Below are 22,470 nucleotides of genomic sequence, written 5' to 3'. Positions count from 1 at the left end.
CATTACTAATCCACACGGGATGTCCAGGTGAATAGTTCAAAGCAAACTCCCTTATACGATTTACATCGGCAACTAGGTGCCAAGATGACCACGTTTGCCGGTTACCAGATGCCGGTGCAATACAAAAACGGCATCATTCACGAGCATTTGCACTGCCGCAGCCAGGCCGGTTTCTTCGATATTTCCCATATGGGCCAGTGCCGAATATTGGGCGAAGGCGCGGCAGAGGCCTTAGAAAAACTCACGCCCGGCGGCATCGTCGATTTAAAGTGCGGCGCGCAGAAATATACGGTGTTGACTAATGCCGACGGCGGCGTTATCGACGACATCATCGTCACCCGCATCGAATCCGGCTTATCCCTCATCGTCAATGCCGGTTGCAAGGACAAGGATTTTGCTTATCTGCGCAGCCAATTACCGGCCGATTGCGTATTCGAAGCGTTAGCTGAGCTAGCCTTGTTTGCCTTACAAGGGCCGGCTGCGGCAGCGGTGCTGGCCAAGTTTGCGCCGCAGACTGGCGAGCTGAAATTTATGCAAGCGTGCGCCACCGATATTGCCGGAACCCTATGCCACATCAGCCGTAGCGGCTACACTGGCGAAGACGGCTTTGAAATATCCTTGCCGCAAGCCGACGCCGAGCACATCGCCCGTTTGCTGTTGGCGGACGACTGTGTTGAACCGATTGGCTTGGGTGCTAGAGATACGCTGCGTTTGGAAGCCGGTTTGTGCCTGTATGGACACGAACTCAGCGAATCGATTACGCCTATCGAGGCGGGCTTGCAATGGATATTCAAAAAAGGCCACAGCGATTTTCCCGGCGCGGAAAAAATTCTGCCGCAACGGCAGGATGGCGCGGAGCGAGTGCGCGTCGGCTTACTGGTGGATGGCCGTATTCCAGTGCGGGACGGCTGTGAGATTGTGCATCAGGAACAGTCAATCGGCACGGTGACCAGCGGCAGTTTCTCGCCGAGTCTAAATCGGCCGGTGGCGATGGCGCTGTTGGATCGCCGATTTGCCGAGCCGAGTACCGGATTAACCGCGCTGGTGCGGAACTCTGCTATTTCGGTGACGGTCACTTCGCTACCTTTCGTTCCGCACCGTTACCGGAGAACATAAAGCCATGTCTGCAAAAAACGCCCGTCTCGATCAACTGGAAATGCGCGGTAACTTCATTCAACGCCACATCGGTCCCAATGCTCAACAGACTCAGGAGATGCTGGCCGAGCTGGGTTTGAGCGATCTGGAACAGATTGTCGGCCAAGTGATTCCGGCCAATATTTTGAATCACGAACCGCTGAAACTTACCAATACCATCAGCGAGCGGGCGGTGATCAAATACCTGCGCAAAATGCGCGAGCGCAACAAGGTGCTGGTATCGATGATAGGTATGGGTTACTACGACACCATCATGCCGGCGGTGATCAAGCGTAACGTGTTGGAAAACCCCGGCTGGTATACCGCCTACACCCCATATCAAGCCGAAGTCGGGCAGGGTAGGCTGGAGGCTTTGCTGAATTTTCAGCAAATGATCATCGATTTGACCGGCATGGACATCGCCAATGCATCCTTATTGGACGAAGCGACTGCGGCGGCGGAAGCAATGACCATGTCGCGGCGGCTAGCAAAAAGCCCGTCCAACACTGTGTTGATCGATAAAGATTGTCACCCGCAGACCATCGCGGTGGTGCAGACACGGGCCGGTTCCTTGGGCTACAACGTGGTGGTCGCCGATCCGTTCGACAATCTGGCCCAACACGATTTCTTTGCCTTGATTCTGCAATATCCGGGCTCCAGCGGCGAAATCCGCGATCTGACCGAGGCGACCGCGATTGCCCACGGCAAACAAGCATTGGTCACGGTAGCGGCTGATTTACTGAGTTTGGTTCTGCTTAAACCGCCCGCAGCCTTCGATGTGGACATTGCGGTAGGCAGCGCTCAGAGGTTTGGTGTGCCTATGGGTTACGGCGGTCCGCACGCGGCGTTTTTTGCCACCCGCGACGAATTCAAGCGCTCGATGCCCGGGCGCTTGATTGGTGTGTCCAAAGACAGTCACGGCCAGATCGCTTTGCGAATGGCCCTGCAAACCCGCGAGCAACACATTCGCCGCGATAAGGCCACCAGTAATATCTGTACATCCCAGGTGTTATTGGCGGTGATTGCCGGGTTTTACGCGGTCTATCACGGCGCTGAAGGTCTGCGGCTGATCGCCGGCCGGGTGCATCGCTATGCGCAGATTCTGGCTGCGGGCTTGGTGCAAAGCGGCCATCGCGTGCTGAGCCAGTGCTATTTCGATACCGTGCTGGTCAGTGTGCCGAATCGGGCCCGCCGCATCGCCGCGCAGGCGGCTGATGTGAATATCAATCTGCGGGTTATCGACGCCGATACGCTGGGAATTTCCCTGGACGAAACCACCAACCGCGAGCATTTACGCACCTTATGGCAGGTGTTCGCTTCGCCGATTGCCGAATTGCCGGACATCGCCGCGTTGGATGCGACGTTGGGCGAATGCATCCCGGATACGCTATTGCGTGACGACGCAATTCTGAGCCATCCAGTGTTCAGTCTGTACCATTCGGAAACCGAGATGATGCGTTACATGCGCCGGCTGGCGCGCCGCGATATTGCCTTGGACCGGGCGATGATCCCGCTAGGCTCGTGCACGATGAAACTGAACGCTGCCACCGAAATGCAAGCCATCTCGTTCTACGAATTCAATGCCATGCATCCGTTTGTGCCGCTGTATCAAGCCCAAGGCTATCAGCAGTTGTTCGCGGAACTGGAAGATATGCTCTGCGACCTGACCGGCTTCGATGCCTTCTCGTTGCAGCCCAATGCCGGTTCGCAAGGTGAGTACACCGGTTTGCTGGTGATACGTAAGTATCATCAAGTCAATGGTCAGGGCCAACGCACTGTCTGTCTGATCCCGGCGTCCGCGCATGGCACCAATCCGGCCAGCGCCAGTCTGGCCGGATTGACTGTGGTGGTGGTGGCTTGCGACGAGCAAGGCAATGTCAGTGTTGACGATTTGCGCGCCAAAGCCGAGCAGTTTAAGGATACGCTGGCGGCCTTGATGATTACCTACCCGTCCACCCACGGGGTCTACGAACAAGCGTTTCGGGAGATCTGCGACATCGTTCATCAACACGGCGGCCAGGTGTATATGGATGGCGCTAATTTCAACGCCCTGGTCGGCCTATGTCGGCCCGGCAAGATCGGCGCGGACGTGGCGCATTTGAATTTGCACAAGACGTTTTGCATTCCGCATGGCGGCGGCGGTCCTGGCGTAGGGCCTATCGGCGTGGGTGCGCATCTGGCGCCGTACTTGCCGGATCACCCACTCGTGGAAGGCGTCAATCCCGCCAAGGGCGAACACGGCACGGTCGGTACCGTATCGGCGGCGCCGTGGGGCTCGGCGAGTATTTTGACGATTTCCTGGGCCTACATCGCGATGATGGGCGCTACCGGCCTGCGCCGCGCCACGTTAACCGCGATCATGAACGCCAATTACATCGCTCGCCGCCTGGCTTCGCATTACCCGATTCTGTACACCGACGCCAACGGCTGGGTCGCGCACGAATGCATCATCGATTGCCACGCCTTTAAAAAAACCGCCAACGTCACGGTCGAAGACATCGCCAAACGCCTGATCGATTACGGTTTCCATGCCCCGACCGTATCATTTCCGGTGCCGGATACCTTGATGATCGAACCCACCGAAAGCGAGAACAAAACCGAAATCGACCGCTTTTGCGCGGCGATGATCGCGATCCGCGAGGAAATCCACGAGATCGAGACCGGCACAGCCGACCCGGAGCACAACGTGTTGCACAACGCGCCGCATACCCACCGCCTGTTGCTGGAGGACTGGCATTTGCCGTATTCCCGGCAAAAAGCCTTTTTCCCGGATAGCCACCAGCACGATGACAAGTACTGGCCGCCGGTCGGCCGCATCGACAGTGTCTACGGCGACCGCCATGTGTTTTGCAGTTGCCCGCTGGATTGGGCGCAAGCCGCGACGGAGTGCGATGCCGAAACTCGTTAACCAGCCGCTGGCCTTCGTCGACCTGGAAACTACCGGCGCGACTGCCACTAAGGATCGCATCACCGAAATCGGTATCGTGTTGGTCGATGCAGACGGCGTGCGGGAATGGAACCAACTGGTCAACCCGCAAACCCGTATTCCGTTGTTCATCGAACAAATGACCGGCATCAGCAACCAGATGGTCGCCGAGATGCCCAGCTTTGCCCAAGTGGCCGGTGAAGTGGCGGAATTACTGGAAGGCCGGCTGTTCATCGCTCACAACGCCCGCTTCGATTACGGCTTTTTGAAGAACGAATTTAGCCGGATCGGCCTGACCTTTCGGCCGCAAGTGTTATGTACCGTCAAACTGTCGCGGGCTTTGTATCCGCAGTACCACCGGCATAATCTGGATAGCCTGATCGAACGCCACGGTTTAAAAGCCAAAGACCGGCATCGGGCGTTAGCCGACGCCCAGTTGATCCACCAATTCTGGACTCAGGCTTGCGAACAGTTTTCCGAGGCGGTGGTCGATCAAGCCGCCCAGCGTCTGGTCGGCCGCTCCAGCCTACCGTCCAACATCGACCCAAACTTGATCCACGATTTGCCGGAAACCCCCGGCGTTTACCTGTTCTACGGCGAAAACGATCTGCCGCTGTACATCGGTAAAAGCGTGAATATTCGTAACCGGGTATTGGCGCATTTCGGCGCCGACCACAAGAACAGCAAGGAGATGAGTCTGGCTCAGCAATTACGCCGAATTGACTGGATCGAAACCGCCGGCGAGTTGGGCGCGCTACTGCTGGAAGCGCGCTTGATCAAGGAAAAAACGCCGGTGCATAACCAGCGCCTGCGCCGTAAAAACGCCTTGTGTGCCTGGCAGTTGCAACAACAGGGCGAACAGCTTAAGCCGGTATTGATCTGGGCCGGCGAGCTGGATTTTGGCGCTCAGGATAATCTGTACGGCCTGTACCACAACCTGCGAGACGCCCAGAAAGCCTTACGCGGCGTCGCCGAGCAGCACGGCCTGTGTTTAAGCGTACTGGGCCTGGAGAAAACCGCCGCCGGCCGGCCCTGCTTTGGCCACCAGATCAAAAAATGCCGCGGTGCCTGCGTCGGTTTGGAAGCGCCGCTGGCCCACGCGGCGCGGCTATTGATTGCAATGCAAAAACTCAAACTCGCCGTCTGGCCGTATCGGGGCGCGATTGGTGTGCGCGAAGGCGAAGAACTGCATGTGATAGATCGTTGGTGTTATCTAGGCACAGCCAAAAACGAAGCCGACATCGAGGAGCTTTTGCAGAACGGTCGCCCAGCATTTGATCGGGACACTTACATGCTGCTGAGTAAGTCGTTGAAAAAGGCGGAGGTTGTAGTGTTGTCGCGAATGTTGGAAATGGTAGGTAAATGACTATTTTCCGCCGTTAACACTTTCCCAATTGAAAGGCGCATTAAAAATAGGATTCTGTTGTGGCTATTGTTTTACTAATGGTGTTTATCGGAATTGGGCTTGCTGTTTTGGGGTGGCGCTCTTTACTGGTATCCATAATCGCTATGATTTTTATCGTTCAAATATTACATGTTGTGAACATAGGAAGCGGGGGGGCCGGAGGGGCAGCAGGAATCGGGGCAATTGTTATCGTTTTTGCCGTTGGTTTGGTTCTAGGTACAATCTTTCGCGTAGTAATATTTGGGCTGAATAAATTTAAAAAAAGCCGCAAGGCGCAATAACCAGCCCGTAGCCAGTAGCGTGTGGTGAGGCAACGAACCGCACAGAACGTATGTCAGTCAATTCGCGGTCGAGGGCGTGTGATAAACCACCCCAAAATGTTCGGCCTGTCTCGCCAATCGTTTTTCCAGCGTCCATAACTTTGCGCCAGACGTCATCAATACCGATGCCAACCGTTGCAAATCAATCAGAGCCATAGCGTGTGTTGAACAAAGTGACGCGCACAGATTTTCTCGTTCCCACGCGCTGCGTGGGGATGTCTGGCTTGGCCGCGCTGCGGAGTGCGTGACCGCAGTGCGGAACATTGTGGTTCCCACGCAGCGCGTGGGAACCAGATAACAATGAAAAACCAGATATTGACGGCATTGAGTAACTCAACAGGTGCGCCTTCTAACATCAGCACATCAGATTTAGCGCACCCTATCGCGTCAATGGGGAGCCAAGAAAAATTGACTAAGTTGCAACCGTTCATTGGGAGGCCGTTTGTCCGTTGAACGGAGGATAGGGCTTTGCGCATCCGCCCAATGATGCGTTCGATGCTTTCTTGAATTTCTTGTTCGGATCGTTGCGAGAGAAATTCCGGCTGGACCGTGCTTTGCCCGTTGGCGAACGGCCAAGCTTGGGCGCCATAGCATGCTTGCTAAGCATTCTTTCGCGTCAATGCCATGCCTGTAAAGCTTGCCGGGTATTTATCGCTAGCCAAAATCCAGTGTTTTTCAGTTCCGCTTCACGGGAATGCTGCTATTATCAAGCTCACACGACAGACTGTTAACTTCACTGCTCGATTCCACACCAGCTGATGTCCGAAAACACCATCAAATACGCCCAACTTGTCGATCTTGCCAGTCTGCAAACGCTGATGGACGATTTGTACCGGGTGATCGGCATACCTAACGCCATTATCGATACCGACGGCGTTGTTATCACCAACGCCGGCTGGCAAGAGGCCTGCGTAAAATTTCATCGGGTCAACCACAACACCTGCAGTAACTGCATAGAAAGCGATACGGCCTTGGTTGAAAGCATGTTGAAGGGGGAGCAGTTTGCAATCTACAAATGTCTGAACGGGTTGGTAGATTCGGCTATGCCGATTATCGTCGAGGGCCAGCACGTCGCCAATATTTTTACCGGTCAATGTTTTATTGATCCTCCGGATCTGGAATTCTTCCGCAGCCAGGCCAGGCGATATGGATTCGAGGAATCTAGTTATCTGCAAAGCATCAGCAAGGTGCCGGTCATTGCGAAGCAGCGGCTGGAAATCATCACGGAAATGTACGCGCAACTCGCGCAAGCCTTTGCCAAACACGGTGCGGACCGGTTGCAGCAAAAACTGGCGGCGACGGAACTGGCGGAGCTTAATAACGAACTGAATCGGCGCGTCGAGGAAAGAACCGAGCAACTGTTTCAAAACAATCAGCAGTTGCTGCTGGAAAAACGCGCCCTGGCCGCCAGCGAAGCACGCTTATCGGCATTATTCAAACACATGAGTAGCGGCGTGGCGGTATACCGGGCCAGTGAGGACGGCCGGGATTTCATTATCATCGGCTTTAACAAGGCTGCCGAGCAGATCGAAAAAATCACCCGCAAAGAATTGATCGGTAAAAAACTGACCGAGATGTTTCCGGGGGTATTCGAATTCGGGCTGTTGGATGTATTGCGGCGGGTCGCCAAAACCGGGACGCCGGAGGCTTTTCCGCCCTCATATTACCGTGATGAGCGGATTCAGGGTTGGCGGGAAAATTATGTGTATAAATTGCCCGGCGGCGAAATTGTCTCGATTTACAACGATGTTACCGAACGCAAGCTGGCGGAAAAGGCTTTGCATCTGACGCAGTTTTCGGTGGATAGAGCCACTGAATGTTTGTACTGGATAACCGCTGACGCCAGATTCCAATTTGTAAACAACACCGCCTGCCAAGTATTGGGCTATAGCCGCGAGGAGTTGCTGACATTTTCGGTAATGGATATAGACAAGGATTTAACGGCGGAAAATTGGCCCGCGCACTGGCAGGAAGTCAAACAAAAAGGCGCGTTAAAAATGGAAGCTATCCATCGCTGTAAAGACGGTCGGGAAATTCCGGTGGAAGTGGCCGCGAATTATCTGGTTTTCGAAGGTCTGGAATATAACTGTGCGTTCGTGCGCGACATCAGCGAGCGCAAAGCCCTGCAAGCGGAACTGGAGCGCCAGGCGCGTATCGATTATCTAACCGGCATCGCCAATCGCCGCTATTTCATGGAGCAGGGTGAAGCGGAGCTGGCGCGCAGTGATCGTTACGGCAACCCGTTGTCGGTACTGATGCTGGACATCGACTATTTTAAAGCCGTCAACGACAACTACGGCCATGCTGCCGGCGATCAGGCCTTGCAAAAACTGGGCTGCATTTTGGTGGAGGTTTTGCGGGAAATCGACATCCCCGGGCGCATGGGCGGCGAGGAATTTGCGATCTTATTACCGGAAACCGGCTTGCTTAAAGCCCTTGAGGTGGCGGAACGACTCCGAAGTGTAGTGGCGGATAGCGTGATTCCGGTTGAATCGGGGTTGGAATTGCAATTTACCGTATCAATTGGCGTGGCTACGCTGACGGATAAAAACAGCAGCATCGGCGATTTGCTGAATTTGGCCGATAAGGGTTTGTATCAAGCCAAACACAGCGGTCGGAATAAGGTCTGTCGTTTTTCGCCGCAAGATTAGGATTGCATCGGCTAGTCAAAATCCGCTCAACTCCGCGCTGCTTCGATAAACTGCGCCAAGGCCGCCACGGAACCGAAGATTTTCACCACATCGTCGCGTTCGGCATCAATTTTTACCTGATACTTTTTACGTATCGCCAATCCCAGTTCCAGTGCGTCTATAGAGTCCAGGCCCAGGCCGTCGTTGAACAGCGCGGCGTGGCTGTCGATGTCCGCCGCATCGACATCTTCCAGCGCCAGCGTGTCGATAATCAGGTGCTTTAATTCAGTTTCCATCTCGCTCATGGCGTTCTCGTTGTTGAGTAAAATAATCCTGTAAATACCGCGTTAAACGCCGCACCGCTATCGAGCGCGGTTGCAACTCCCGGAAAGGCTGCAATTCCACATCCTCGCCGACGATCATTTGCAAATGAAAACGCCGCTGCGGGATTTGGTACCAGGCTTGAGTTTTGGTGAGGGTGCTGGGTTTACACGTCAGCGTTACCGGCGTGATTATACTATCGGCTTGTAAAGCAATGGCTGCGGCGCCACGTTGAAAACGATAAGGCTGGCCTGGCACCGAGCGAGTGCCTTCCGGAAAAATAATCATGGTGCCGCCGTTTTGCAGCCAAGCGGCGCAGTCATTGACCATCGTTTCAGAATCGGCGTTGCTGATATAGCCGGCATTCAAGATTGGGCCGCGCATCGCCGGGTTGTGCCACAGGCTGGCCTTGACGATGCAGTTGGCTTGTTTGATTCGGCTGATTAAAAACACCACATCCACCAGCGTCGGGTGGTTGGCGACAATCAGCTGGCGGGGACGGTTGAGTTTTTCCAAGCCGATCACTTCATAGCTCATGACGCCCAATCTGTGCATCAAGCCTATAAACATATAAAAACTCAGATGCACCGTGTATTGGCCGCGGCCGGCTTTTTCGGCGCGGCTGCCCGGCCATATTGCCAAGAGCGGAAACACCAACAGCCACAGCATCACGCCGCCGATTCCGAAGCTGGTAAAGCTGATCGCAGTGGCCAGTAAACGCCAGCCGTAATCGATTTTTTGAATTAGAGTTTGTGCCATCGCCAGCTGCGGTTCTGATCGCCGAACTGCAACATGGTTGGGTCGGCGGGCAGGAATTGGATTAGGGTCGGCAATTGTAGCGGTTACTGGCTATTGTGACGAGTTATCGACGATAAACCTGAAATCAGTTGCGGCGGTTGTAAACCTTGCATGGATGCGATAGGTAGAGCACTCTGGGGTAGTTTCTGAGCAGAACCCCCACCCACCCTGCCTCAGGGCGAACGGGATTGGCTATGCCCAACATAAATGAAGCCGCTTGGAACTATGATCTGTGTGCCATAGCCCCAAGTTAGGATGAAGCGTGGACGTTATATGCAGCCCGGCAGCGGACGGGAATCCTCTTTGCTGAACTGCGGTAAGGTGGCGAAGGCTTCTTTCAGCTTTTCGTGCCACATCTTGCGGATTTTGCTTAAGTATTCGTTGTCTTCCTGGAAGCAATAGTACTCGTCCAGCGTCAGCGTATCCCGGTGATAAATCAACAGCTCCACCGGCGCGCCGACGCTGGCATTACTGCGCATCGTTGAGTCCATCGAAATTAAGCAGCAACGCCCGGCTTCGTGCAGTGCGGTATCGATTTTTAAAAACCGGTCCAGCACCGGTTTGCCGTATTTGTTTTCGCCGATTTGCAGATAAGGGGTCTGCCGCGAGGTAGTGATGCAATTGCCTTCCGGATAAATCAAATAAGCGCCGTGCGGCTCCTGGCCGATTTGCCCCGCCAAAATAAAAGTGGCGGACGGATTGAAGCTGCTTTGTCCGGCATCCACATGACGGCGCTGCTTTTCGACGCTGATCCGCCCCAGATAGGCGGCGGCTTCCGACAGATAGTTGACCGTATCCAGATTCACTTCGGTCTCTTCTTTCATATCGCGTTTTAACTGGTCGATCACGGCCTGCGTGGTAGCCAGATTGCCGGCACTGAGCAGCACGATTTTCCGATCAGATGCGGTACAAAATGGGTGCATTTTGCCGTAAATGCTGACATTGTCGATGCCGGCGTTGGTTCTGGAATCCGACGTTAATACCAGTCCGTCTTTTAGAGAGACAGCAATACAATAAGTCATACGCTCTGCGCCTGAAAAATAAGGTTGCCCGCAGTGTACTAAAGAAGCTGCGTAAAGGCCAAGGACAGTATCGATTAACTGGCGGGGTAAGTTGTTAGATGCATCTCAGGCTCGGCTTTCAGTATACTGAGCCGACACGTTTAAATCAGCGGCGGGTAATTCATAGATGATTAGTAAACCAGGCCTGTATCTCGTTGGGGGAGTAGCCGCCGTTGTGCTGGTCGCCAGCGGTTTTTATCTGAAGGAGGGAAATCGGCATACCGATGCCTTGATCCTATACGGCAACATAGATATTCGCCAAGTTGAACTGAGTTTTCACGATCCGGAGCGCGTCGAGCAGATCCTGGTTCAGGAAGGCGAGCGGGTCAAACGCGGTCAATTGTTGGCGACGCAAGCGTTGGAGCGCTTTGAATACAGCCGCGACCAGGCCGCAGCCAAAGTGGATGTGCAACAACATCAGCTGGATAAGCTGCTGCACGGTTCGCGGCCGCAGGAAATCGGCAAGGCCGGCAATGATGTCAAAGCGGCGGAAGCGGCGGTGGTGCTGGCTAAGAAAGAGTTGGCCCGTTTACAAGTGCTGGTTAAACGCAAACTAAGCTCCGCCGAGTCCCTGGATCGGGCGCAAGCCCAATACGACGCGGCCCAGCAGAGTTTGCAAGCCTTGAAACAGCAATATGCGCTGACTGAAATCGGCCCGCGCCGGGAAGATATTCAAGCGGCGCAAGCACAACTGAAAGCTGATCAGGCCGCGTTACAGCTGGCTGATAAAGTCTTAGCCGATGCGCGCTTGTATGCGCCGCAGGATGGTGTCGTCCAGAACCGCATCCTGGAGCCCGGCGACATGGCCAATGCGCAAAAGCCGGTATTGACGTTGGCCTTGCGCGAGCCGTTTTGGGCTAGAACCTATGTGGCGGAAGCTGATTTGGGACGACTGCGTTATGGTCTGCCGGCTAGTTTGGCCAGCGACAGCTTTCCGGATAAAAGCTATCGGGGTTGGGTAGGGTACATGTCGCCGACGGCCGAATTTACGCCGAAATCGGTGGAAACCACCGAGCTGCGCACCAGCCTGGTCTATCAGGTGCGGATCTACGCCTGCGACCCGGACGATCAATTGCGGCTGGGGATGCCGGTCACCGTGACGATAGACACCCGGCAAGCACCGATGGCACAACCGAGCTGCGAACCCGCGCCGTGATTGCCATCGCGGCCGATGCCGCACCGGCGCCGTTGATCTTCACGGCGGTAAACAAACGCTTTACCGCCGGTGAACGGGTCGTGCCGGCCTTGCGGGATGTTTCCTTGAGGCTGTCGCTCGGCCAAGTCACGGCCTTGGTTGGCCCGGACGGTGCCGGTAAAACTACCTTATTATGCTTGGCGGCCGGCTTGTTGTTGCCCAATAGCGGCAGCATAAGCAGTTTTGGTTTGGATACGGCCGTAGCCAGCGCCCAATTGCACCAAATAATCGGCTATATGCCCCAGCGTTTTGGTCTTTATGAGGACTTGAGCGTGCTGGAAAACCTCAATCTTTACGCCGACCTTTACGGCATATCGCCGCAGGACAGGCAGCAGCGCTTCGCTGAGTTGATGCGCATGACCAATCTGCAAAAATTCAATCAGCGTCTGGCCGGCCGGCTATCCGGCGGTATGAAACAAAAACTGGGTTTGGCCTGCACCTTGTTGAATCGGCCAAAATTATTGCTGCTGGACGAACCGTCGGTTGGTGTCGATCCCTTGTCGCGCCGCGAGTTGTGGCAAATTATCGAGTCCTTGGTAGCAGAATTCGGCACCACGGTCTTACTTAGCACGGCGTACATGGATGAAGCCGAGCGTTGCCAGCAGGTGGTATTGCTGGATAGTGGCGAAATTCTGCATCAGGATGCACCGGCCGGCTTTCATCGTCTGGCGGAGGCTTGCAGTTACCAGCTGTCCAGTCCGGTACTGGGTAAACGCATGCTGCAACAGCGTTTGCAGATGCATGCCGATCTAATCGACTCGGTGGTACAGGGGGACGCGGTGCGGGCCGTGGCGCGTCCTGCTTGCCAGCCGGATTGGAAGGCGATATTCGATACTGCCGAGCAAGTGCGAATTACCCCGGTGCCGCCGCGTTTGGAAGATGCTTTTATCATGCTGTTGCTGGCTCGGCACGAGGAAAAGTCGCCAGTGGAAACCGTCTGTTTTGTACCCGGCAATGGTTCGCGGTTTTTGGCGACAGAGCACGCAGCAGTGATTGAAGTCGAGCAAGTTGACCGTTGGTTCGGTAATTTTCAGGCGGTTAAGAAACTGTCTTTCGAGGTGAGGCACGGCGAGATTTTCGGCTTGCTTGGTGCCAACGGCGCCGGTAAGACCACGACATTCCGAATGTTATGCGGCTTGCTACCAGCCAGCAACGGCCGCTTGCGGGTGGCCGGCCTGGATTTGCGCAATGCGGCAGCCCAGGCCAGGGCCAGACTGGGCTATATGTCGCAGAAGTTTTCCTTATATGGACAATTGTCGGTCAAACAAAATCTACAGTTTTTCAGCCATGCCTACGGTTTACGCCATAAGCGGCGAACAGAGCGTATAGCCTGGGCGCTTCAAGAGTTTGATCTGACGGAATTTGCCGACACCAATAGCGTCGATCTGCCGCTGGGTTACAAACAACGGCTGGCGCTGGCTTGCGCGCTGATGCACGAGCCCGAGATTCTGTTTCTCGACGAACCGACTTCCGGCATCGATCCGCTGGCGCGCCGCGAGTTTTGGAATCGCATCAATAGCCTGGCGGCGCAAGGCGTGACGATATTGGTCACTACGCATTTCATGGAAGAAGCCGAATATTGCGACCGGCTGTTAATCATGCGCGAGGGCGACATCCTGGCCGCCGGCACGCCGGCCGAGATTCGTAGCCGCAGTCAGTCCGCCGAGCAAGCGCCGGCCGAGACGATGGAAGAAGCTTTCATTCGCTTGCTGGAACTTACAGGAGCGTCGGCCGGATGAGTGCCGCCAGCCAGCGCCTGTTGGGCTTGATTCGCAAGGAGTTTTTACAAGTGCTGCGCGACCCAAGCAGCCTGGCGATTGCGTTTGCGATGCCGGTGTTCTTGCTGTTGCTGTTCGGTTACGGGGTGTCGCTGGATGCCCGCCGCGTGCCAGTAGGCCTGGTCATCGAGCAGGTCTCGCCGGCGTCGCGCAGTTTTAGCGCCGGCTTCGATTATTCGGACTATTTTCAGGCGCATTACTTCCGCGACCTGCGCGAGGCTCGGCAGGCCTTACTGACCCGAAAAATCAACGCCATCGTGCATTTGCAGGCCGATTTCGAAAAGCGGCTGAGCGGCAACGAACCGGCGCCGATTCAGGTCATTGTCAATGGCGTGGACGCCAATACCGCCCGCCTGACCAGCGGTTATGTGCAGGGTGTCTGGGAAACCTGGATCAACGCTCGTGCCGCTTGGCAGGGGCAGGAAGTGCCGCAGCCAGTGCAATTGGCCGCCCGAGTTTGGTACAACAGCGCCTTGCGTAGCCGCAATTTTCTGGTGCCGGGCTTGATTGCGGTGATTATGACTTTGATCGGCGCCTTGCTGACCGCTTTGGTGATGGCCCGCGAATGGGAGCGCGGCACCATGGAGGCCCTGATTTCCACACCGGTCAGTGTCCGCGAAGTGCTGCTCGGCAAATTGATTCCGTATTACCTGCTGGGCATGGGCGGCATGTTGCTGTCGATAGGCATGGCGGTGTTTTTGTTTCAGGTGCCCTTGATCGGTTCTTTGTGGGTGTTGCTGGTGGCGGGCACATTATTTTTGCTGGCGGCGCTAGGCATGGGTTTGCTGATTTCGATTGCGGCGAAGAATCAGTTTGTCGCCGGGCAGATTGCGATTGTCGTCACCTTCCTGCCGGCCTTTATCCTGTCTGGATTCATTTTTAATATAGACAGTATGCCGTGGCCGGTGCAACTGTTTACCCATCTGGTGGCGGCGCGTTATTTTGTGGCAATTTTGCAGACCGTATTTCTGGCTGGCGATATTTGGGAAGTGATTTTGCCCAACGCATTGGCCTTATTTCTGATGGCGTCGGCGTTTTTGGCGTTGGCCTTGTGGCGGGCGCCGCGCCGCCTGGAGTGACGAGTATGTGGTGGCGCATCCAGGCCTTATTGATCAAGGAATTCCTCAGTCTGCTCAAGGATAAAAAAAGCCGCTTTGTATTGATCGTGCCGCCGCTGGTGCAGTTATTCGTACTTAGCTACGCCGCCACCTACGATCTAAACCAACTGCCGATCGCGATTTACAACGAAGACCGTGGCAGCGCCGCCCGCGATTTGATTGCCCGCTTCAACGGCGCGCCGGCGTTTCGGGAGGTGTTGCGCATCGAGCGCCAGGCGCAAATCGCCGCAGCACTGGACAGCAAGCAGGTGTTGATGGTGTTGCATATCGGCCAAACATTCAGCCGCGATTTGCTGGGTGGCCGGCAATCGGCACCGGTGCAGATATTACTGGACGGCCGCGATTCCAATACGGCCCAGATTGCCTTGGGCTATGCCCGTAACGTGATCAGCCAGTTCAACAGCGATTGGGCGCGCCAGCACAACCAAACCGGGCCGCCGGCGGAATTGCGCATCAGGGCCTGGTTTAATCCCAATCTGGAAAGCCGCTGGTTTATTGTGCCCGGTATCGTCGGCTTGCTGACTTTGGTGGTGACGATGACGGTGGCCGCATTGTCGGTGGCGCGCGAACGCGAACAGGGCACGTTCGACCAACTGCTGGTGACACCATTCACCCCGGCGGAAATTCTGATCGGCAAAGCCATTCCCGGCCTGATCATCGGCGTAGCCGAAGCGTCGTTCAGTATCTTCATGGTGGTCTTCTGGTTTCAGGTGCCGTTGTTGGGCAGCTTGGCCGCGTTGTATATCGGCATCGTGTTGTATGTGTTTTCGGTGATCGGCGCCGGTTTGATGATTTCCTCGCTATCAGTCACCCAACAACAGGGCTTGCTGGGCGGATTTCTGGTGATTGTGCCGGGCGTAATCTTGTCCGGCTACGCCACGCCCATCGAGAACATGCCGGAACTGGTGCAGCAGCTGACGCTGGTTAATCCGCTACGTTATTTTTTGATCATTATCCGCGGCGTATTTCTGGAAGGCTTGGGTATCGCCGATTTAATCGACCAATACTGGCCGCTGGCGCTGATCGGTCTGTGCTGTTTGAGTTGCGCCGGCTGGCTATTTCGCAAGCGTATGTACTGAACGATGCCTTGCGTCTGAGTTGCCTCTGAAATTGCCTGCTTTCAGGCCTTTGGCGCTTTGTCCAAATCCTGACAATCGGCCGGCGGGGATTGTGCCGTTACAAACATTAGGCGGCCGTATATTGGGGTGTTTGGTAGTTTATCTTAAAAAAGAATTTATATATCAGTAAGTTAAATTGATTTCATAACTGGCATGGCCTGTGCTTTCTCACTGCATAACCAATCAAGTGAGGTGAAGAATATGGAACTGCCAGTAATCAACGAAACTCCAGCAGCCAGCGCAGGCGGCTGCTCCTCCCATTCTTGCGGTACAAGTGACGATCAACTCGGGCATTTGTCCGACGAGATTCGCTCCAAGGTAGAAAATCATCCTTGTTACTCGGAAGACGCGCACCACTATTTTGCCCGCATGCACGTGGCAGTAGCGCCGGCTTGTAACATCCAATGCCACTATTGCAACCGCAAATACGATTGCTCCAACGAGTCGCGTCCCGGTGTGGTGTCCGAGTTGCTGACGCCTGATCAAGCCGTGAAAAAAACCATGGCGGTGGCGGCCAACATTCCGCAAATGACCGTGCTGGGTATCGCCGGCCCTGGTGATCCATTGGCCAATCCGGAGCGTACTTTCGAAACCTTCCGCCGTTTGAGCGCAGAAGCGCCGGACATCAAGCTCTGCGTTTCCACCAACGGTCTGGCTTTGCCGGAATCGGTCGAGGAACTGGCCAAGCACAACATCGATCACGTCACGATCACGATCAACTGTGTTGATCCGGAAATCGGTGCGCAAATTTATCCGTGGATTTTCTGGGAAAACAAACGCATCAAAGGCGTGAAAGGCGCGAAGATCCTGATCGAACAGCAACAAAAAGGCCTGGAAATGCTGACTGCCAGAGGCATTTTGGTCAAGGTCAACTCGGTGATGATTCCTGGCGTCAATGACAAACACTTGGCTGAAGTCAGCAAAATCGTCAAAGCCAAAGGCGCCTTCTTGCACAACGTCATGCCGTTGATCGCCGAAGCCGAGCACGGCACCTTCTACGGCGTGATGGGTCAACGCGGTCCGACTCAGGACGAGTTGATGGATCTGCAAGACTCGTGCTCCGGCGACATGAATATGATGCGTCACTGCCGGCAGTGCCGGGCCGACGCGGTTGGCCTATTGGGCGAAGACCGTGGCGACGAGTTCACCATGGACAAAATCGAGGCGATGGAAATCGATTACCAATCGGCGATGGAAAAACGCAAAGTGATCCACGAAGCGATTGCCGAGGAAATGCACAGCAAGCGCGCCGCGAAAGCCGAAAAAGCTGCCGGCCACGCCGACGAGCCCAAGCTGAATACCCGTCCCGTGTTGATGGCCATCGCCACCAGCGGTCAAGGTGTCATCAATATGCACTTCGGACATGCCAAAGAGTTTCTTATCTACGAAGCCTCCCCGAACGGCGTGCGTTTCATGAGTCATCGCAAGACAGACTTGTATTGCGGCGGCGACGATACCTGCGGCGACGGCGAGAGCGTGTTGCAACAAACCATTCGCTCTCTGGCCGGCTGTGAAGCGGTACTGTGCTCCAAAATCGGCTATGAGCCTTGGGACTTGCTGGAAAAAGCCGGCATCGTACCCAACGGCGAGCATGCGATGGAGCCTATCGAAGAAGCGGTGATGGCGGTTTACAAGGAAATGGCTGCAGCCGGCAAGTTGGATGAGGCTGCGCCGCAAGAAGAGCGGGCGACGGCATAGCCCAATATTTCCTCTCCGGCCGGAGAGGGTAGGGCGAGGTGAATCAAAAAGCTTTTGCTTATTCAATTCTCCTCACCCCAGCCCTCTCTATCAGGAGAGGGAGATTGTTAGAACTGATTAACCATCGAATACAAAGGTAACGTCATGGCCTTACAAATCATTGAATCCTGCGTCAACTGTTATGCCTGCGAGCCGTTGTGCCCCAGCAAAGCCATCTACATGTCGGAAAAAGCCGGGCATTTCAGGATCAACCCGAAAAAATGCACCGAATGCGAGGGCGATTATAAAGACACGCAATGCGCCAGCATTTGCCCGATTGAAGGCGCGATTCTCGACGCACTGGGTGTGCCTATCAACCCGCCCGGCTCGCTGACCGGTATCCCGCCCGAAAAAATGGCCGAGGCGATGGCGGAACTACAAGCCCATTAACGGCTATGGCCACCGTGCATTTCTATGAAAAGCCGGGCTGCTTGAACAATACCCGGCAAAAGCAATTGCTGAGTGCCGCCGGCCATTTGCTGGTGGTTTACGATCTATTGCAGCAGCCGTGGGGCAGGGAACCGGGCAAGTTGCGCTCGTTTTTCGGCGACATGCCGGTGGCGGATTGGTTTAACCGCAGCGCGCCGGCTGTCAAACAAGGGTTGGTCGATCCGAATGCCGTCAGTGCAGACGAAGCAATCGCGCTGATGGTGGCGCAGCCGTTGTTGATTCGGCGGCCTTTGATGGAGGTCAACGAACAGCGCGTCTGCGGGTTCGACCAACAACAGGTCGATGCCTGGTTGGGCTTGGCTGCCTTGGCTTCGCAAAAGGATTTGGAAACCTGTCCCAAGCAGTCACGCTCTGAGGCCTGCAAGCCATGAACAGCGTCAGATTGGAGAGCGAAGACGGCGTACCGCTGGCGGTGGCCTTGTCGGAGCGCGTGCATTGGGTCGGTGCGCTGGATCCGAATTTGCGCACTTTCGACATCATCCTGAAGACCGCCAACGGCACCAGCTATAACGCTTATGTGATTCGCGGCAGCGAAGGTGTGGCGGTGATCGATACCGTCAAGGAAGGCTTTGCCAACGCCTTTTTCGCCCGCCTGGAAAGCGTTGCAGACTATTCGGAAATCAAAGTCATCGTCCTCAATCATTTGGAACCCGATCATACCGGCGCCTTGCCGGAGTTGATGAAACGGGCGCCGCACGCGCAGCTGTTCATTTCCCAAAAAGCTCAGTCCATGCTCAAAGGCCTGCTAAAGCAGGACGAGTTGAGCTTTACCCCGGTGCTGACCGGCGACAAGGTCTCGCTGGGCGACCGAAGTCTGGAGTTTTTGCACACCCCGTATTTGCATTGGCCGGACACGCAATGCACCTACGCGCCGGAAGAAGCGATGCTGTTTTCCGGCGACGTGTTTGGCTGCCATTTTTGCGATAACCGTTTGTACAACGACAAGGTCGGCGATTTTCGGTTTTCCTTTGAATACTACTACGCCCACATCATGCGGCCGTTCAAGGAATACGTGGTCAGGGCTCTGGAGTTGATCGAACCCTTGCCGCTGAAACTGATTGCGCCCACCCACGGCCCGATTTTGCGTGACCGCCCGCAGCATTACATCCAGCGTTATCGGCAGTTATCCAGCCCTGCTTTGCATAACGAGCTGCGGCCCAATCAAAAAACCCTGCTGATTTTTTACATTAGCTCTTACGGCAATACCCGGCGCATGGCGGAAGCGATTTACCAAGGCGCGATGCAGGTCGAGGACGTGCGGGTGTCGCTTTACGACCTGGAAGGTGGCGAGGTGGCGCCGTTTGTCGATTTGATCGAGGAAGCCGACGGTTTGGTATTGGGCACGCCCACCATCAACGGCGATGCGGTCAAGCCGATTTGGGATCTGCTCTCGTCGCTCGCGGTGGTCAATCTGAAAAACAAACTCGGCGGCGTGTTCGGTTCTTACGGCTGGACCGGCGAAGGGGTGCGCCTGGTGGAAGACCGCTTGCGCGGCTTGAAACTGCGGGTACCGATTCAAGGCCTGCGCGTCAAGCTGATTCCTACCGACGACGAGATACTCGAGTGCAAGGCCTTTGGCTTGGAGCTGGCTCAGGAGCTCACCGGGGCCAGAGAATCACGGGTGATTAATTTTGCGGACCTGTAAACCGGATTAAACAGACGCTTGCTATTGAGTCTACAGCGGTATTCGTAGGCTAAACCGATTCATGGACGGATTGGTGACCTCATCGGCCGCAAGGCCGGTGAAAATCAGGAATCGTTGCGGTTCCAAACCGGTGGTCCTCAGATTAGAGGCTGCCGAGATGACTTTTAATACCTTATGGAGTTTTTACAATGGCCAAAGCGACCATTACATTTGAAGATATAAACGTGACGGTTACCGTCCCCGCCGGCACCCGGGTGATTGAGGTGTCCGAGAAAGTAGGTTCCGGCATTACTTACGGTTGCCGGGAAGGCGATTGCGGAACCTGCATCATGAAAGTGACTGCCGGTTGGAACAACTTGACCGAGCCGTCCGTACTGGAAGACAAAATTTTGCGGGAAAACATGGCCGGCAAACACAACCGTCTGGCTTGCCAAGCGCAAGTATTGGGCGGCGAAATTTCCCTTAAACCAGTTTAAAAAACGCAAAAGGAGTAACACATGGCATTAGTCACATTTACCAGTCCCGAATACCGGGATAAAACCGTTTACGCCGTTGCCGGCAGTCACACCCAGACTATTTTGAAGCTGGCTCTGGAAAACAAGATCCCCATCAATTTCGAATGCGAAGATGGCGAATGCGGCACTTGCGTGGTCCGCGTCACCAGCATCGATAAAAAGCTGGAGCGCATGGGTGGCACGATGACCGAGAAGGAAAAAGCCCTGCTGAAACAAATCGGTAAAGTCACTACCGAACAGTTGGAGCAAATGATCGTCGACGATCTGCCGCCGGAATGGCGTCTGGCTTGTCAGATGATCGTTAGGGATGAAGATATTCGCGTCGAATATTAATCGTCTGCGTCATCGTTAAATAGGCCGGAGAATCGAGTATGAGTTGCACACTTAGCATGGCATCGAATGACAGGGTAGAGCCCTTGGTTATGAAGTCGCGGCAACACATTTATGAGGATCTACTGGCCTGTGCCGACCAGTCGCCCAACAGCGTCTGGTTGGCGCAAATTATCGCCAGTTGGTGTGTCGGTGATGGTGTGCTTCCCGATAGATTGGGCTTGAGCCCAGTACAATTTGAACAGCTTATCGACCGCTACTTTCCCGGCTATTCCTTGGCGCCGAAAGCCTTTTCCGGTAGCAGTCTGGATTACAGCCGCATGTTGGAAAAACAGGATTTGGAAATCCTGCTGGGGCAATTCGCCGCCAATCCCGGCGCGGAAACCGAATGGCTAATCGCATTGATTGTGGCGGCCTGTTTGGGCAGCGATCATTTGTGGCAGGATTTGGGCTTATGGTCGCGCAGCGATTTGTCGGCCATGCTGGGCTACAACTTTCCGGAATTGCTGGTGAGCAACAGCAAAGATATGAAATGGAAAAAATTTTTGTACAAACAACTGTGCGAAGCGGAAGGCTTATACGTTTGCCGGGCGCCATCCTGCGAGGTTTGTAAGGATTATCCGCAGTGCTTTGGGCCGGAAGACTAAACGTTTTCGTTTGTTGGCATCCCCCGTTTTGATGTCAGTCAGCTTGGTTTCCTTGAGCCGATGGTTTTAGATCACATCAAGCCCAAAATCCGATAAGCCCCTTTCGTATTTAAAACCACAGTAACCGGCGCGTTGGATTTGTTTTCCCAATACCAGCCGTGCGAGCCTTCAAAGGGCGCGCTTAACGAGCCACTGGATTGGCTATCGGTCGTTTCTTTGTAACTTTTGAAATAGCCGGTTTTATCGCCTTGCGGCTCGCCGTGAAAATCAAAATATAGCGCCGCGCCGTTAGTGGACCACGAATATTCCAGGTTTGCGCCTTTGGCGAGATGAAATTTGTATTCCAGTCCTTCGCCAGCCGGCACCACGATTTTTACCGTATCCTGCCATTGCGAGGGCGCTGCTGGTTGCGCGGCGCTCACCGCCGGCTCCGCGCAAGCGCTGCCTGTTTCACTTGGCGACGCTAAGCTAGTTAAACCGGTCATTTGCCCAAACCCGGTCGGATCTATGCCGTATTCAGCGGGCAACACCGCAGTGATCAGCACAACGCCCGCCAATAGCGTTGCCGACAGGCTGGCGATGGTCAGCGATTTAGTTGATTGAACTGGCGGATTGCTGTCTTGCATCGAGTTATCCATGGATGATGTAGCCCGTGATTTGGTAACCGAACAGAATCAAGCCTCCGGACATTAACAGGGTGTTGGTGGTTGCTGAAAAGGCGTAATAACTGCGGTGGCGGCGCCAGAAGTCCAACGCGATCAGGATAAACAGCAGAGCCAGAAACTGGCCGATTTCCACGCCAACATTAAACGCCAATAAGTTCTTCCAAAGCCCGGTTTCTGGCAGCGAAAAATCCTGCAATTTGGTCGCCAGGCCAAAGCCGTGGAACAAGCCAAAAATCATCACTGCCCATTTGGTATTGGGTTGAAACCCCAATAGGCGCTGAAAACCGCCCAGGTTGTCGAAACCTTTATACACAATGGATAAGCCGATAATGGCGTCGATCAAAAACGGATTGACCGAGATGCTGCTTAACACGCCGAACAGCAGCGTCAAGCTATGTCCCAAGGTAAACAGGCTGACATAGACCAGCACGTCGCGAGTGCGGAATAAAAAGAAAATCACCCCCACCAAAAACAACAAATGATCGTAGCCGGTGACCATGTGCTTGGCGCCGATGTACAAAAACGGCCCGATGGCAACGCCTTGGTTAGCCAGCAAAAACCGTTCGGTATTGGCATCGACGCCGTGGGCGTAGACGGTGGAGTTGAGCAGCGTCAATAACGATAAAAAGCCGATAACACAGGCATTACGTGATATTGCGGAAAACATGTTTAAAGGG

General features: G+C 54.8%; 21 protein-coding genes. 16 read left to right on the top strand and 5 right to left on the bottom strand.

What is annotated here, in order from left to right:
• Positions 1-27: 27 nt before the first annotated feature.
• The 5 genes from gcvT (at position 28) to DDY07_RS15800 (ending at position 8,436) form a co-directional block, all read left to right on the top strand.
• Positions 28-1,116, top strand: coding sequence for a glycine cleavage system aminomethyltransferase GcvT (gene gcvT / locus DDY07_RS15820; protein ID WP_171696553.1), 1,089 nt, complete (start codon positions 28-30; stop codon positions 1,114-1,116).
• Between the two features lie 4 nt (positions 1,117-1,120).
• The gene (gene gcvP / locus DDY07_RS15815) at positions 1,121-4,042 is read left to right on the top strand and encodes an aminomethyl-transferring glycine dehydrogenase (protein WP_171696552.1); all 2,922 of its coding nucleotides are present in this window, start codon (positions 1,121-1,123) and stop codon (positions 4,040-4,042) included.
• A complete protein-coding gene (locus DDY07_RS15810; protein WP_171696551.1) occupies positions 4,026-5,426 on the top strand; it encodes a 3'-5' exonuclease family protein in 1,401 nt (466 codons plus the stop codon). Before gcvP ends, DDY07_RS15810 begins: the two co-directional genes overlap by 17 nt.
• Before the next feature lie 59 nt (positions 5,427-5,485).
• Positions 5,486-5,746 (top strand): hypothetical protein, encoded by a 261-nt coding sequence (locus DDY07_RS15805; RefSeq protein WP_171696550.1) that lies wholly within the window; start codon positions 5,486-5,488, stop codon positions 5,744-5,746.
• 797 nt (positions 5,747-6,543) lie between these two features.
• Complete coding sequence (locus DDY07_RS15800; protein WP_171696549.1) at positions 6,544-8,436, top strand: diguanylate cyclase; 1,893 nt, start codon at positions 6,544-6,546, stop codon at positions 8,434-8,436.
• 26 nt (positions 8,437-8,462) lie between these two features.
• Here the strand turns inward: DDY07_RS15800 and DDY07_RS15795 are convergent, their stop codons facing one another.
• From DDY07_RS15795 to DDY07_RS15785, 3 genes are all read right to left on the bottom strand, one after another.
• Positions 8,463-8,720 carry a phosphopantetheine-binding protein gene (locus tag DDY07_RS15795; protein ID WP_033156072.1) on the bottom strand — a complete coding sequence of 86 codons (258 nt, stop codon included), beginning with the start codon at positions 8,718-8,720 and terminating at the stop codon, positions 8,463-8,465.
• Positions 8,701-9,495, bottom strand: a complete 795-nt coding sequence (locus DDY07_RS15790; RefSeq protein WP_171696548.1) for a 1-acyl-sn-glycerol-3-phosphate acyltransferase — start codon at positions 9,493-9,495, stop codon at positions 8,701-8,703. Before DDY07_RS15790 ends, DDY07_RS15795 begins: the two co-directional genes overlap by 20 nt.
• Before the next feature lie 308 nt (positions 9,496-9,803).
• Positions 9,804-10,556, bottom strand: a complete 753-nt coding sequence (locus DDY07_RS15785; protein WP_033156074.1) for a peptidase — start codon at positions 10,554-10,556, stop codon at positions 9,804-9,806.
• Positions 10,557-10,722: 166 nt separating this feature from the next.
• On the opposite strand from DDY07_RS15785, the gene DDY07_RS15780 reads away from it, so the two are divergent.
• The 11 genes from DDY07_RS15780 (at position 10,723) to DDY07_RS15730 (ending at position 21,128) form a co-directional block, all read left to right on the top strand.
• Complete coding sequence (locus DDY07_RS15780; protein WP_171696547.1) at positions 10,723-11,751, top strand: efflux RND transporter periplasmic adaptor subunit; 1,029 nt, start codon at positions 10,723-10,725, stop codon at positions 11,749-11,751.
• Entirely contained in the window at positions 11,748-13,529 is a 1,782-nt protein-coding gene (locus DDY07_RS15775; protein WP_367650885.1) for an ATP-binding cassette domain-containing protein, read from the top strand. The genes DDY07_RS15780 and DDY07_RS15775 overlap by 4 nt, the downstream gene beginning before the upstream one ends.
• The gene (locus DDY07_RS15770) at positions 13,526-14,647 is read left to right on the top strand and encodes an ABC transporter permease (RefSeq protein WP_171696546.1); all 1,122 of its coding nucleotides are present in this window, start codon (positions 13,526-13,528) and stop codon (positions 14,645-14,647) included. The genes DDY07_RS15775 and DDY07_RS15770 overlap by 4 nt, the downstream gene beginning before the upstream one ends.
• 5 nt (positions 14,648-14,652) lie before the next feature.
• A complete protein-coding gene (locus DDY07_RS15765) occupies positions 14,653-15,765 on the top strand; it encodes an ABC transporter permease (RefSeq protein WP_171696545.1) in 1,113 nt (370 codons plus the stop codon).
• 240 nt (positions 15,766-16,005) lie between these two features.
• A complete protein-coding gene (gene nifB / locus DDY07_RS15760; RefSeq protein WP_171696544.1) occupies positions 16,006-17,502 on the top strand; it encodes a nitrogenase cofactor biosynthesis protein NifB in 1,497 nt (498 codons plus the stop codon).
• A 144-nt stretch (positions 17,503-17,646) separates the two neighbouring features.
• The gene (locus DDY07_RS15755; protein WP_020484742.1) at positions 17,647-17,931 is read left to right on the top strand and encodes a 4Fe-4S dicluster domain-containing protein; all 285 of its coding nucleotides are present in this window, start codon (positions 17,647-17,649) and stop codon (positions 17,929-17,931) included.
• Positions 17,932-17,936: 5 nt separating this feature from the next.
• Positions 17,937-18,362 (top strand): ArsC/Spx/MgsR family protein, encoded by a 426-nt coding sequence (locus DDY07_RS15750; protein WP_033156078.1) that lies wholly within the window; start codon positions 17,937-17,939, stop codon positions 18,360-18,362.
• The gene (locus DDY07_RS15745) at positions 18,359-19,636 is read left to right on the top strand and encodes an FprA family A-type flavoprotein (protein WP_101052085.1); all 1,278 of its coding nucleotides are present in this window, start codon (positions 18,359-18,361) and stop codon (positions 19,634-19,636) included. Before DDY07_RS15750 ends, DDY07_RS15745 begins: the two co-directional genes overlap by 4 nt.
• A 188-nt stretch (positions 19,637-19,824) precedes the next feature.
• Positions 19,825-20,112, top strand: a complete 288-nt coding sequence (locus DDY07_RS15740; RefSeq protein ID WP_020484745.1) for a 2Fe-2S iron-sulfur cluster binding domain-containing protein — start codon at positions 19,825-19,827, stop codon at positions 20,110-20,112.
• A gap of 21 nt (positions 20,113-20,133) precedes the next feature.
• Positions 20,134-20,484: a 2Fe-2S iron-sulfur cluster binding domain-containing protein gene (locus DDY07_RS15735; RefSeq protein ID WP_033156080.1), complete on the top strand. Its 351-nt coding sequence runs from the start codon at positions 20,134-20,136 to the stop codon at positions 20,482-20,484.
• Between the two features lie 38 nt (positions 20,485-20,522).
• Positions 20,523-21,128: a nitrogen fixation protein NifQ gene (locus tag DDY07_RS15730; protein WP_171696543.1), complete on the top strand. Its 606-nt coding sequence runs from the start codon at positions 20,523-20,525 to the stop codon at positions 21,126-21,128.
• Between the two features lie 71 nt (positions 21,129-21,199).
• On the opposite strand, the gene DDY07_RS15725 is transcribed toward DDY07_RS15730, so the two are convergent.
• A complete protein-coding gene (locus tag DDY07_RS15725; protein WP_253734502.1) occupies positions 21,200-21,766 on the bottom strand; it encodes a hypothetical protein in 567 nt (188 codons plus the stop codon).
• On the bottom strand, positions 21,759-22,460 hold the full coding sequence (locus DDY07_RS15720; protein WP_171696542.1) for a HupE/UreJ family protein: 702 nt from the start codon (positions 22,458-22,460) through the stop codon (positions 21,759-21,761). The genes DDY07_RS15725 and DDY07_RS15720 overlap by 8 nt, the downstream gene beginning before the upstream one ends.
• Positions 22,461-22,470 lie beyond the last annotated feature (10 nt).

The sequence above is a fragment of the Methylomonas sp. ZR1 genome, from assembly GCF_013141865.1.
Lineage (GTDB): Bacteria > Pseudomonadota > Gammaproteobacteria > Methylococcales > Methylomonadaceae > Methylomonas.
Note: the sequence above shows the minus strand (reverse complement) of the source record. Positions and strands in the feature narration are given on the sequence as shown.